Origin of the sequence: Candidatus Lokiarchaeum ossiferum (assembly GCA_025839675.1) — an archaeon.
Lineage (GTDB): Archaea > Asgardarchaeota > Lokiarchaeia > Sigyniarchaeales > Promethearchaeaceae > Lokiarchaeum > Lokiarchaeum ossiferum.
The window spans coordinates 959,688-972,851 of sequence record CP104013.1 but is presented as its reverse complement, the minus strand read 5'-3'; the positions used below and the strand labels follow the sequence as shown (position 1 = coordinate 972,851).

The window sequence follows — 13,164 nt, the reverse complement described above, 5'->3', positions numbered from 1 at the left end:
ATTTTTGGCTTATTGAAACTATGGAAATATGGTTTTTTTTGATGTTCCAGCGAAAAAATTTCCTTAATCTTTATAGTCGAGATTTAAAATGAATTTTCAGCCATTCCCTACTTATAATTTAGCGGAGTGCTATTGCCATTGCTTTAATGAAAATTCTACTAAATTAATAACCAAATAATATTAAATATGCACAAGGTCTAGATATGAGATAAGTTCTAATGAGAATGAAAACAGAATCATTAGAAACAAACAAAAAAAAATTGTGATTACTATGGAAAAGATTGAATATACACGAAGTGATCTGATTGATTATTATAGGTGGGCCGAAGAGAAATTTATCAGTGTAATTGAGAAAATCCCTGATGATACCTTTTCAATGCAAAATAAGAAAATTGATAGTTCTATACGCCATCTCGCTATGCACATTCCCATGTGTTGGTTTATGCTTTCTACTAAAACAATGAAAGAATTTGGGGAACAATATGATATTGTTGCAAAAATGTCCAAATCTGAGATTCTGACTTTTTGGAGAACGCAATTAAATAATTTAGAAGAGTATTTCCAAAACCTGAAGGATCAAGAATTTACCAATAAAAATGAAGAACATAAGTTATATGATCGCGATCTTTACATCCAGATGTATTGTGATCATGCTACCTATCATAGAGGACAACTTGCTTACCTAATTAAATTGTTATCGAATGAAAAAGCACCTAACACAAATTTCCCTGCTTACTATTATTGGAAGGATTAAAAATAGGTCCCTTTATTTATTAGGTTTTTTTCTCCTTCCATTCTTCAGATTTCAAAGATTGATTCTGTTGAGAATAAATACTTCTTTTCTTTACAGAAACAAGTGGCATTATACTCGAATGTAATAATCCTCTGCCTCCAATCAGTTTTGCTAGACGAAGATAATTTTTCCTCAAATTAAAGATATAATTATTGTGCAATAAAAAATATCCTTGTACCCATCGATCAAAGGCTATACCGAAAAATTACCTGGATGGTTGATTTGATTTTTTTTTACAAGTAATTATCAAAATAAGTTCGTTTACGCATCAAGATATTAATTCAAAGCCAAAATCATTTTTAAAAAATAAGAAAAATAATGGTGGACCCAGGGGGAATTGAACCCCCGACCTCTTGCATGCCAAGCAAGCGATATACCGCTAATCCATGGGCCCGATGAAGAAAGAGTTAGACAATTAAATTCGTCTAAGTATTTCAATTCATCAAATATTAAAAGTTTTATGATTTTTAGCTATACATTTATTTACAAAACGACCGCCTTTCAAGATTTGGAGTTTATTACACGTTTGAAAGGTTTTAAAGATGATTATATTCTTTTATCAAGTTTAAGGAATTTTTGTGATTTGAGGGATTATTGTGAGTAAATCATTACTTTGCTCATATACAAAATCCGCATGTTCAGATTGAAACTGATTGGACTTACAGCTATTACTTTGAATTGTTTTATTTCCGATTTTTTTTGCCATTTGTAAAAACAAGGGTGGAACATCGATCCTAGTAGTATGAGAAGGTTGGGTTTGAGAAGCCCTAAGGATTTTTGAATAAAAAAGGAAATTTAGCTTTCCATAATTTATCAAATCTGGATCATAAAAGGCCTGAAAATAGTGATTTGCTTGCATTGTAGATAGATTGCCCACTAGATCACAAGAAGGCTTTCCATTAGATGTACCAAGTCTGTATCTTTGATCATACAACGTTTTTATTTGTCATCCTTAAATGGAATCTTTCTGCTATCTTGCAGTGCCTGTGTTTTTTTTTCTTATCTCATGATTTTTGCATTTGTTATTTATCCGATTATTTTTATAGTTGAAATTAATTTAAATAGTGAGGAAATATGAAAAATACATCTTTCACAAGATTCACAGTTCTGATAATAGCATGCCTTTTCATTATGCCCCTTTGTAATAGATCTAGTGCTGGGAAGAATGATGATTTCTATATTCAAAATGATCAAATTTCCATCAGTATCACAGGTGGTGCCAACACTCCTGCTTATTCACTTTGGCAACTCAATCAAAATAATTCCAAATATCAGGTAAAATTTAACAGAATATTTGAAGTAGTCGATGAGAATCAAAATGGGGAATATGATAAAGGGAATGAAACAATCGTACCGTCTTCTAATGATGCTCTAGCTTCCCTTTCGTGGAATTTTAGTGCTATAACAACGGATGGGGCGGGTTATCATTTTAATCTAACAAGTCAAGGAGAGAATTTCACATTACAATTTCGAAATCACCTGAATGTAAATGGTTCTAGTTTGAAATTTGATATTTTTATTGAAAATTATGAGTTTATAAGTAAGGATGAAAATGCAATGTTGGTTCTTGGATTTCATTTGCAAGGAAACAAAAATCGTGCATCTCGTAATGGAAATAAAATCGAATTTGGTGATAATGGATATTTAGAGAGTGAAACTACCGCTCATGCAGGAAATAAGACAATTAAAGCTAGAATGAAGGATGGTGAAGAAAATGGGCAACCAATGGCTTATATTTCTTTCTCACATTTCAATGGCACTTTACTACATGATCCAACAATTGGATTTTCAACAAATGAGAATAATATTCCGGGGTATTCTGGAGTTGGGATTGGTGCGAATTTCTTGCTTACAATAGGAATAATTTGGTTACTAAATAGGAAGCATAGTAAATCCATAAATAGCAAAGACTATTAATTTTTTTTCTCACCTTTTCATTAGAGCTCCTGCATAACAGAATTAATTCAGCCTCATCATCTACTTATTTATGACCGGTTTTCCAATAAATGGAGAAATTAATAAGATTCAAGAGATATTTCATATTTAAGAAAAAGGAATGAACTAAACTTGCAAAATATATATTTCACATCAGATTGGTACTTATTTCATTCAAATATTATCAAATATTCCGAACGTCCCTTCAGTAATGTTCAAGATATGAATAATTCCATTTTGAAAATGTTTTTTTCTACAGTGAACAAAGGAGACGTTGTATATTTCCTCGGAGATTTTAGTTTTGCTTCTAAATCAAAACACGTGGAGATTCTTGCCATCCTAAAACAACTCACCGAACTTGTAGATTTTCATTTCATTATAGGAAACCATGATAAGCACATGGTATCCTATTATAAAAAATATTGCACAAGTGTCTCAATTCTGAAAGAAATTCGAATTTTAGATAAAACTATTACTTTATGTCATTATCCGATGCATTCATTTATTCATTCTCATCATAACTCTTGGCAACTTTATGGACATCATCATTCCAACACAAATACTGAAATCAAGGGAAAGCGATTCAATGTGTCAGTGGATGCTAATCACTTCCAAATGATTTCTTTCTCTCAATTGGAATCACTAATGGAACAAAGAGATAATAACTGGGATTATTTAGATCCTGAAATTGTTGATTTAGAGCGTCAACTAGGAATATTGAAGGCAAAGGATGAAAAATTGATGCAAAAAATACTTCATCTTGAAAAAATGATGGATCCCTCTTTCCTCGAAAAAGCTACAAAGAGTATGATAAATAATGAAAAAATTCGATTAGAAACTCTCAAAAGCCAGCTCCAAGAAGGAAAGGATAAAATGTTAGAATTGAAACAGCAGCTAAATCAGTGGAATTTTACACGGAATTAAATGTATTCACATATGTGTAAATTAATTAAACTGCCAAAAATACGTTATTACTATATGGGATACAAAGATTTACTTAATGTGTTCGCGAATCCAATTCGTGTTCAAATTCTATTATTACTTGAGGATTGTGAATATTCATCCTCCGAAATAACAGCTAAACTAGGAAATATTTCAAATTCGGAGATATCAAGACATTTAAAACGTTTGGTTGATGTGGAATTGGTTGAGAGAGATCCTATCTCCCGCAAGTATAATTTAGCACATTATGGAATGTTGATTCTTCAAAATTTTGCTCCAATGAATTTTCTCTTTGTAAATTCAAATTATTTCACATCCCATAGAATCTCTGATTTACCATTTAATTTAACGCGAGACATTTTTCAATTAAAAAACGCGGAAATTATTGATGGAACGGGTTATTTTGTGCATAAAATGACAGATTTCCTAATTAATGGAAAAAAATTCTCAATAATGTCAGATAGTCCATTTCCTGGAGATATATCAAAAAAAAAAGTGGATCTAATAATACCCCAGAATTTGCAACCTGAAAAGGAGAAATATTCCAAAATACTCCCTCAACCACCACTCTTATGCGTGAAATTTATGGAAAAAATCCCCATATCGGTAGCATTTTCTGATTTAGGAGAAGGATTTCTGTCGTTTCCATCCATTTCTGATCAAAAACCGGACTTTGGTACGACTTTCTATGTGACCGATAAATCTGGGATAGATTATCTTAAAAAAATTTGGAATTATTTTTGGAAAAATGCATTTATTCCTTCCACCTAAGAACTGGATTTTATTTGAACCAGTTCTTTTTCCACACTTCTTGCTGCCATTTTTCCAATAAATTGAGAGAGGATTTTTTGTAATTTCTTTCCTTTGAATGAAACAAAAAACGTTTTGTCTTTGGAAAACCAGCCTTGTTCATTCCAGTAGCTAAAATCTTTGGAGAAGTAATTTCTAAGGAGAGGAATAATATTCTTAAAAATTTGATAAAAAATCAGAGAATCCAGATTGAATTTTGGTTGTTTTGAGATTAGAGATTGGTGGAAAGATTTTGCTGATTTTTCAATTTTTTTTTGAATGGCTTGATTGATTTTCTTAAATGAGAAATGAGGAGGGGTTTTAACACCTAGTTTAGTAATAGGATGAAATCCAATATATTTAGGTAGTTCAGAATGATTTTTCAAGGAATCTGCCAATCCAATACCAGCACAAGTTGTAACTATAGCAAGTGGTTGATTGAAGAAAATTGGTCGATGGGCAAAGGAACACATCCGATCAAAGAAATTCTTTACCAACCATGGAACATTTCCAGTAAAATTCGGGGATGCAAGTATGACACCATCAGAATTTAAGATTTCCGTAATTATCATAGATACATCATCATTTAATGGACATTTTTCTATTCCTTTGGTAACACATGCCATACAACCTTTGCATAATCCAATATTCATATCCTTCAAATAAAATTCTACATATTCATTTTCTCTGTGAATATCTAAAGCATGCATAAACAGTTGAGCTATCTTTGAAGTATTTCCTTTTCCCTTTGGACTCCCATATAAGATAAGAATTTTTTTCATTTTTTTTTTACTTCCCCTAGAACAAATTAAGCTTTTTATCCAGTTATTGAATAAAAACATGATTTGAACCATATCCGAACAATTTTGGATTCTTGTATAATACAATAATTTATCAATTTCATTTCCCCATCATAAAAGACTTTTAATTCTGGACCAACCAGAGAGTCTCACTGTGAAACATGACATGACCACTGTACAATCTTGTCTCACTGAGTTGACTCCAAAATAATTGGTAATCCTATCTCCATGTTAGACTCTATTTAACACCTAACATTCATTTTCACTGTACTTTTAGTATGTCAATGTGTCTCTATGGTTTGAAATCCGCAATTCACTCCGAATTGCACGAAACCATGAATGAACTTCCATAATGTCTGCTTCGCATACATTACCCCATCTTTTGACTACTGAGAGTGCGAAAATCTGGTCCTTGTGTTAAGTGAATCGACTTGATTCTTAATTTCGAATTATAAAATGTTAAAAGTATATAACTCATAGTATTATCAACATGAATATTGTTATGATAATCCCAACTGGAATTGGATGTGAAATTGGGGGGCATTGTGGGGATGGACAAGTTGCCGCCCGTCTTCTCGGTCAATGTTGTGATACATTAGTGCTTCACCCTAATGTGGTTAACGCCTCTGATTTGAATGAAATGCCACACAACAGCTTGTATGTGGAGGGCAGTCAACTAGATATGTTCCTTCAAGGAAAAACCTATTTGCAAAAAGTGCACTCTAATAAAATTCTGGTAGTTGTAAATAAAGCCGATTATCAATCCATCAATGCTGTTTCAGCCGCACGTATTTCCTTGGGAATAAATGCTGAAATCTTAGAATTAAAAACTCCTTTGAAAATGTTTGCGAAATTTGAGAATCAAATTGCCACTGGAGATGTTGAAGGGTGGGAAGAGCTAGTAGAGCAAGTGCTACCTTTGGAGTTTGATGCTCTTGCAATTGCCACCCCTATAACTGTGGACAAGGATACAATGACAAAATATTTTGAAACAGGTGGAGTTAATCCTGTTGGAGGTGTGGAAGCCAAAGCCTCCAAATTAATTGCTCGGAAAATCGGAAAACCTGTTGCCCATGGACCTGTTGATTATGCCTTGAATGAATTAAAAGAAATTGTGGACCCGCGGATTGCAGTAGAAACTATAACTGAAAATTTTATTCATTGTATATTGAAGGGACTTCACAAAGCACCGCGTTTAAATGCTAAAAAAGGTCTCAGTATTGATGATATAGATTGTATGGTTTCTCCATATGGTTGTTTCGGCCCTCCTCACGAAGCTTGCTTAAAAGCGGGTATCCCTATTATTGTAGTTAAAGAAAATCGAAGTGTCCTTAATATTCCTGAGCATGATAAATTTATTTATGTTGAAAATTATTTGGAAGCGGCAGGTCTTATCATGGCAATGCGAGCTGGGATTGAACCTTCAACAATTCGTCGACCCATTCCGCCTACAGTTGTACGAAAGTAAAAAGGGTAGATCGAAACAAACCCATTTTTTTCATGATCTTCAAAAGTTATCTTTGGAAGAAATGACCGCGGGAACTGAAGAAATAAATAGTGCCACCGAAAAATATATGATGAAATGAAGAAACTCTAATTTTGAATCTTTTTTTTCTCTTCTTATTCAACAATTTTTTAATATTTCCTCATTTAGGGTCATTTAATATTAATTATTATACGAAAACTTCAAAATTTGTATCTTGAAATAACTAAGAATAAGGTAATTTAAAAAAAGAAGAGAGTAGGAGAGTTCTATTCATCCTCAATAATTTTATCATCTCGATTTTGAGACATGGTTTGAATCAGTTTTTGTTGTTGCTCAGGACGAATATAACCAATATATGCCGTGATGGCTCCTAAAATCCCCATTGCCCAAGCAGTAAAATAGAAAAAGGTGTATCCATCATCATTAAAAATCATCATCCATAATCGATCCAAGAGAAAATTAAATAAAATAAGAATAAAACATATTCCCATAATGCCAAGAGAAAAAGCGGCATTTTTATAGACTTTTCCCTTGATACTTTTTCTCATTTTGAATGATGCAATTGTAAAAGGAATAAACACAACCATCAAGGTTAAAAATGCAAACAAGAATGCAATTACATCCAGTAGCACATTGGATTGTTCAACAAAAACCATTGAATAGGCAAATGTGATTAAAGATAGGATGCGAACGATCCACTTTTCCATTGGGTTCGCTTTTTCTTCGAAAATCTTCACTTTCATAATATAGATAAAGTATGCTCCCACCACCATTAGTATGAAGCTGACCCGAAATTGAAGTATTCGGGCTATTATAAAGAATCCTGACGTGGTTGGATCAACAAAATCAAAACTCGGAACTTCCATAATTAAGAGAATCAGTTTTGAAAGCCAAGAGAAAATGATTGCAACTGTGAAGCTCAAGAAAATGATGAACATATTGCGAGTGTATTCAGTTTTTCTCCGTTTAAACCGCCGACCGATTAATATAAGGAGTATACCGAATAAAAGGATAATAAACGTTTCATAAATTAATCCAATGAAGGTATTTTTTAATTCAGGGATGATTACAAACATAATGGTATATAGTCATTTATACTTAAAAAAATGCGGAGGGACCTTAAATCCAGAAGGATTTTTTTGATCCTATATATCAAATTGAAAAGCTTTTACAATTTTGGGATCTTTTTTACTTTCTAATGCCTTTGTTGAATTACGAAATTTCTGCCGTTTAATTAAGAAGAACGAAATGGATGAGGATATTAGCAAGATTGCGACTAAAATTATTAAATATGATAGAAAATTGAAGGTAAAAACATCACTAAATTTCAAATATGATGAAATTGAAAATTGTAATTGAATTATTACATATTTGAATCCTATAACTAATAATGCGTAGATAAAACCGATAATAGTACCTAAAATCATTCCTAAAATGAAAATGAACAAAATTTCGTAGATGAAAATGGATTGAATGATCTTCGACTTTAATCCCCGATTATAGAGCATTTTATTAATTTCAAAATTCTCATTCATTACTAAAGATTCTGAGATACCTACAATGATCGCCAATATAAGACTTGCAAATGCTATAAAATTTAAAATGATATGATAAAATTCTGTGGAGATCATTGAGTCAAAAACGCCATCTTGAATGGAACTATTAAGTTCTATCGGAAGTAGTTTCAATGCAGAGGTAGAGTAAAATAGAAAATTAATAAAAATATTAATCGCCAAAATTTGGGTCAATTTATTGCCAATATGCATTCTTTTTCTATTTCCAAAAATATCTGAATAAATCAACGGTTCGTAGCCTTGGAATATCCATTTTGATGTAGAATTCAAACATATTTTGATTATTTTTGGTGGTTTTTGATAAAGTATTGTTATAATACCCGTGATAAAACTAATCATGGATATGATGACTAATAAATCAAATAAAATACCCAATTCGGATAATATTTCTACGATATCGATTAGAAAATCGGGTAACGGAATCTTTATTGCTACAAGAGGAAGAAAAAGTAGGAAAAATGGTAATAATCCCAATACAATCAAAAATTTGGCAAACGAATTTGAACCATTTTTCCATTTCTTTTCAAAATATTCTCCAGATTTGTTTTCATCTTCTGTTATATTAACCAAGTTATTGGTTTGGATGATATTTGGATCTTTATTGAATTTTTTGTACAACTCATCAAAATGCGTTTTCTTCACTTTTCTAATTATGGGTATATTGATGAGAAGATGTGAAATAATTCCTAAAACGAGTGAAATTATAATTGAAGTGAAAGATATGAAGGGTAAAAGAAAAACTGGAAAGGTGTCAAGGAATATTGGTCCAAGGAACACAAAATAACCAAAGAAAATGATCAATCCTAAAATCATTCCCAAAATTCCATCGATAATTCCAAAAATTACACTTTCTTTGAGAATTTGGGAAGAAATGGCTTTTGAAGGAAAGCCCTTAACTTTAAGATGAAATAGTTCATTATTTCGCCTCTCTTCAATGGATTTCTGAGAGGTCAACCCAAAATATAAGGAAAACATAATAATCGGGATGTTAAGTAGCTGAAGAATGAAATTCGAGGAAGTGCTCTCTTGCATAAACTCAAGTAAAATAGGTGAAATAATATTGGAGATTCCTATGTTCACTGGGAGAGATTGCATTAAATTAGATATCTGATTATCAATTTGCTTCGTCTCAAGATGAATATTTTTATAATTTATTGCATTTCTTGAATAAAATACAGAATATCCTGATTTAGTTATCGTTCTTTGCAGAAATCCAGCAAAAGAACTGTTTTGTATTGTCGAAAAAAGTTCTTGAGCAACATTTCTATAATTAGGTTCTGTAAAGTTTGAGTATGTAAAGATTGCAGGTTTATCTACCCAATTATTTTCAGAATAAAGGCGATTTTGTTGAAAATCTTGGTAATTATAAGAGTATCGATAATCCTCTTGATCTAAAGTGAAAGTATAATATCTGGGTACATATATACCAGAAACATTAATATTTGTTAAGCGAAAATCCATTAAATTCGTTAATACAGGATAGTTCCTAATAGGGTTCTTTAGTATTGATCCAATTCGCGTTGTAATATTTACTGGAGAATTAATTCCAAATCCATATTTCGAAGCCATGCCATAGTCAATTAAAATTTCATCTGGACTTGAGGGTGCTTTCCCTTCAATAATAGTAAAATAATTTGTAAATCGCTCCGAAAGGTAATAATCCTCCTGAAAAAAATTAAAAATTAATTCTGTGGAAACGCATTCCTTTTTATAAATTAACTCTGTAGATGCAGCATAGACCTCTTTAATTTGAGAATAATTTTCAGTCGAAACAAACCCAATGTCAAAGGCTAGCAATCCATATTTTATATAGTTTTGATATCGTAAACCAGAATTTTGAAGTGATTCATTGACAATTTCATCCGTTTCAGCAAAAAGGGTGGGAAAATTCACATTGGGGCTACAATATCGAATTCCATCTGTATCATGCCATATAATGTGTGCATGCTTTAATTCAATGTCCGAAAAATCCTCAAAAGTATAACTAAAACTATAGTTTTGATAACTTTCATAAAAATAGAAAAGACCAGAACTTAAACTAATTGATAATATTATCCCAATGGAAACGGGTAAGTAATATTTTTGTTTTAATGATAGAACGAGGGATGAAAATGTCATGTAGATCAACCAAATACTTGCAGAAATGCAAATTTAATTATATCTTATGATCATTAATGTTTAAAAAAAAATGTAGAGAAAAATAAAAAAATTCTGTTATTCATAAAATATAGTTCTATAATCCCCATCATAGTTATTCTTAGAATATAATCAGATATTGAAGTGGATTTGGTCTTTTTCTCAATCTTCCATTTTGACTTGGATATTTATTTCTCGAGTTTTTGCAAAATAAAGCATAATTTTGCCTAATTTATTCTCACTGGAATATTGCCATGATATATTTGTCTTCTTTTCACTTTCCTCAATGAGTTTCTCATCAATTAGCAGCTCCGATGGTTTATGGATGGCATAAAATAAGATTACCATACTTTCTTGTTCAATATTAGAGATTATGAAGGAATATATCTTATCTCCAGCATTAAAAGAGAGAAACTCACAATCATTCATCATGATGATTTTGTTTACATCTCCAAGTAGCGCAAAGGATTTATTAATTAAGGGGGAATATATAGAAAATATATATTGCTCTTCTTCTAACTTGTCCTCAAACTTGCTCGTTGTATCAACTAGGCGTGTTTTTTTAGAAAACCAATCATACTCAATGTATCTTCCATCTATTCCGATCTCTTTTAATGAATAATCAGGATTTTTCACTCGTTTCGGCCAAAAATTCGCAGTAAGACTATAAATCCATTTATAATTCGCAATTTGTGAGAATGTATGGCCTATAAAGTAAGTTGAATTCTTGATAAATGTGATATCTGCTGGAATCATAGGATGGGATGGTTTATATAGCCATCCATCCTTACGGCAAGTTGCATTTATTAATTCTGCATTCATATGTCCGATTGCGTCACCCGGACTGATGGGTCCTCCTCCAAGAGCTCCCGTGAGAACCATCAGTTCTGGGTATTTTTCTCCTGCCATCTTTGATATTCTCGTAGTTTGGAAGGTATCTTTAATGACATTTAAACCTAAAGCTGAAGAAAACATTGAGGATTGAAAGAACGGCGGAACATCATATCTATGAGGCCAACGAGGATTGTAATCTTCAGCGGATCGGGAATTTGTAATGGCTTTATTGTGAATTGATTGCATGATTATTGCAGGGGTGGCCATACAATATTGGATAGCGATTCCATGCTTTTCGGCTGCCATAGCCATATTTTCCAACCACTTTTCTGCATACCCAATTTCTGAATGAAGGCGTGGCATCTTTTCCATGTGGGTTGAAAGCCAGTCTTGTTCATAAACAGCGATATGATTTTTTTTGCAATAAGCCATTAAATAGTCCCAAAAGTCCGGATCAATTGAAAGAGCGCGATTCTCGATGATATCAAATTTGAATTTGTCAGCATATATTGTATCATCCGAAAACCATCGGTTATGAGCTATAAAGGGTTTTTGTCCTAATTTTTGATACAAATCTTCAAGGCTCATATCAAATGCATAAGGATCTGGGCTCCAATCCTTTGTACCTCCAAATAACCCCCCTCCTAAAATTTTTCCAAAATATCCTTGAATATCACGTTTCCATTTCTTAAGGGATTTAATATACCACCAGCTATCCAATTGGTAATATTGATAGGGAATTTTCATTTGATCTGCATGCTTTTTGACTTCTATAAGTGTTTGATCAAATTTTTTACCTTTGATAGGATTGTAATAGTAATAGGCTCCATTATCGGTGAAATACCCTAATGAATTGCACACGACGTCAGAATACCGCTCTTTTTTTGGTGCGTGATGAAATTTTCTCAATAAGGATCCCCAATAACGCATACTCTCGTTTATTCCTTGATGAAAAACGACAATGTAGCGGTGGGTGTGATTTTGAGGGATAATTGCAACATGACCATTGGTTCCACATTGTATTTGCATTCCATTTTTGTTATTGAGTTTTTTTCCAACTCCATTAGTAATGAAATGATCCAATGCCGAAATTATGACGACATTTTTAGCATCATCAAAAAGCATAACTGGAGCTGTAACAAAATCAAAATCACGTTGAGCGGGATGAAATTGAGCATCTCGATATGTCAATATTCGTTGATTATAACTTTCATTATTAAAACACGGAAATTTTACGTTGGGTTGCTTCATTTGCTTGATATTGATATTGGAAATAGAGTCTTCAACATGAAATTGGAATATAATGTAATCTTTTTCTGGAAATTCTAAAAACTGTGTTTGAAATGTTAGTTCAGTTTGAGGGATTTGCCATGTCCAAATGGTTTTATGAAAAATGCCTAGATCATTCGTGCCTTCTTGGTGTTTTTCCCCTCGAAAAGTCAATTGAGTCTCCAATTGAGAAGAATAGGATGAATATAATTTTGATTTATAAAATATTTGGACTGTTCCATTGGTAAATTTCCGATTTCCTCCAAAATCTATGGAATAACTTAAGTTTTTTTTATCTAACAGCAATTTTCCTATTGTAGTTTGGATTGAAAGTGGCGTAGGTTTCTTGATCGTATCTTTTTTTGGATCATAAGTTCCATCATAATCTAGGATACGAATATATTTGAAATAATAGGGAAGTAAGAACCATATAATACCTAGAATAAGAAGTAATAAGAGAAAACCAATCATTATGCCAATTATTACTTTTCCAAATGTGATCTGTAGAAGCATGTTTTAATTTTTCGTTCAATAAAAATAAAAGTTGAATGGATCTTAAATTAGGAATCATTAATATTCGTACATATTAGTTCTAATAAAAAACAT

General features: G+C 32.0%; 10 protein-coding genes and 1 tRNA gene. 5 read left to right on the top strand and 6 right to left on the bottom strand.

Annotated elements, in window-relative coordinates:
- Positions 1-271: 271 nt before the first annotated feature.
- Positions 272-754 (top strand): DinB family protein, encoded by a 483-nt coding sequence (locus NEF87_RS03925; protein WP_457918735.1) that lies wholly within the window; start codon positions 272-274, stop codon positions 752-754.
- A gap of 358 nt (positions 755-1,112) precedes the next feature.
- On the opposite strand, the gene NEF87_RS03920 is transcribed toward NEF87_RS03925, so the two are convergent.
- Positions 1,113-1,187, bottom strand: a tRNA-Ala gene (locus NEF87_RS03920).
- A 171-nt stretch (positions 1,188-1,358) separates the two neighbouring features.
- The gene (locus tag NEF87_RS03915; RefSeq protein ID WP_457918734.1) at positions 1,359-1,652 is read right to left on the bottom strand and encodes a hypothetical protein; all 294 of its coding nucleotides are present in this window, start codon (positions 1,650-1,652) and stop codon (positions 1,359-1,361) included.
- Positions 1,653-1,867: 215 nt separating this feature from the next.
- On the opposite strand from NEF87_RS03915, the gene NEF87_RS03910 reads away from it, so the two are divergent.
- From NEF87_RS03910 to NEF87_RS03900, 3 genes are all read left to right on the top strand, one after another.
- Positions 1,868-2,710, top strand: coding sequence for a hypothetical protein (locus tag NEF87_RS03910; RefSeq protein ID WP_457918733.1), 843 nt, complete (start codon positions 1,868-1,870; stop codon positions 2,708-2,710).
- Between the two features lie 150 nt (positions 2,711-2,860).
- Entirely contained in the window at positions 2,861-3,652 is a 792-nt protein-coding gene (locus NEF87_RS03905; protein WP_457918732.1) for a metallophosphoesterase family protein, read from the top strand.
- 54 nt (positions 3,653-3,706) lie between these two features.
- Complete coding sequence (locus tag NEF87_RS03900; RefSeq protein ID WP_457918731.1) at positions 3,707-4,441, top strand: ArsR family transcriptional regulator; 735 nt, start codon at positions 3,707-3,709, stop codon at positions 4,439-4,441.
- On the opposite strand, the gene NEF87_RS03895 is transcribed toward NEF87_RS03900, so the two are convergent.
- On the bottom strand, positions 4,438-5,241 hold the full coding sequence (locus NEF87_RS03895) for a flavodoxin family protein (protein ID WP_457918730.1): 804 nt from the start codon (positions 5,239-5,241) through the stop codon (positions 4,438-4,440). The genes NEF87_RS03900 and NEF87_RS03895 overlap by 4 nt on opposite strands.
- Positions 5,242-5,749: 508 nt before the next feature.
- Here NEF87_RS03895 and NEF87_RS03890 point away from each other — a divergent pair.
- Positions 5,750-6,727 (top strand): DUF3326 domain-containing protein, encoded by a 978-nt coding sequence (locus NEF87_RS03890; RefSeq protein WP_457918729.1) that lies wholly within the window; start codon positions 5,750-5,752, stop codon positions 6,725-6,727.
- A 284-nt stretch (positions 6,728-7,011) separates the two neighbouring features.
- Here NEF87_RS03890 and NEF87_RS03885 read toward each other — a convergent pair whose 3' ends face one another.
- From NEF87_RS03885 to NEF87_RS03875, 3 genes are all read right to left on the bottom strand, one after another.
- Entirely contained in the window at positions 7,012-7,821 is an 810-nt protein-coding gene (locus tag NEF87_RS03885) for a hypothetical protein (RefSeq protein ID WP_457918728.1), read from the bottom strand.
- A gap of 69 nt (positions 7,822-7,890) precedes the next feature.
- Positions 7,891-10,437, bottom strand: a complete 2,547-nt coding sequence (locus tag NEF87_RS03880; RefSeq protein ID WP_457918727.1) for a hypothetical protein — start codon at positions 10,435-10,437, stop codon at positions 7,891-7,893.
- A 180-nt stretch (positions 10,438-10,617) separates the two neighbouring features.
- Positions 10,618-13,071, bottom strand: coding sequence for a hypothetical protein (locus tag NEF87_RS03875; protein WP_457918726.1), 2,454 nt, complete (start codon positions 13,069-13,071; stop codon positions 10,618-10,620).
- Between the last annotated feature and the right edge of the window lie 93 nt (positions 13,072-13,164).

Bases quoted from the DNA above. Each gene is read 5' to 3' on its own strand.
- NEF87_RS03925 (WP_457918735.1), top strand. From the start codon at position 272: ATGGAAAAGATTGAATATACACGAAGTGATCTGATTGATTATTATAGG.
- NEF87_RS03915 (WP_457918734.1), bottom strand. From the start codon at position 1,652: ATGCAAGCAAATCACTATTTTCAGGCCTTTTATGATCCAGATTTGATA.
- NEF87_RS03910 (WP_457918733.1), top strand. From the start codon at position 1,868: ATGAAAAATACATCTTTCACAAGATTCACAGTTCTGATAATAGCATGC.
- NEF87_RS03900 (WP_457918731.1), top strand. From the start codon at position 3,707: ATGGGATACAAAGATTTACTTAATGTGTTCGCGAATCCAATTCGTGTT.
- NEF87_RS03895 (WP_457918730.1), bottom strand. From the start codon at position 5,241: ATGAAAAAAATTCTTATCTTATATGGGAGTCCAAAGGGAAAAGGAAAT.
- NEF87_RS03890 (WP_457918729.1), top strand. From the start codon at position 5,750: ATGAATATTGTTATGATAATCCCAACTGGAATTGGATGTGAAATTGGG.
- NEF87_RS03885 (WP_457918728.1), bottom strand. From the start codon at position 7,821: ATGTTTGTAATCATCCCTGAATTAAAAAATACCTTCATTGGATTAATT.
- NEF87_RS03880 (WP_457918727.1), bottom strand. From the start codon at position 10,437: ATGACATTTTCATCCCTCGTTCTATCATTAAAACAAAAATATTACTTA.
- NEF87_RS03875 (WP_457918726.1), bottom strand. From the start codon at position 13,071: ATGCTTCTACAGATCACATTTGGAAAAGTAATAATTGGCATAATGATT.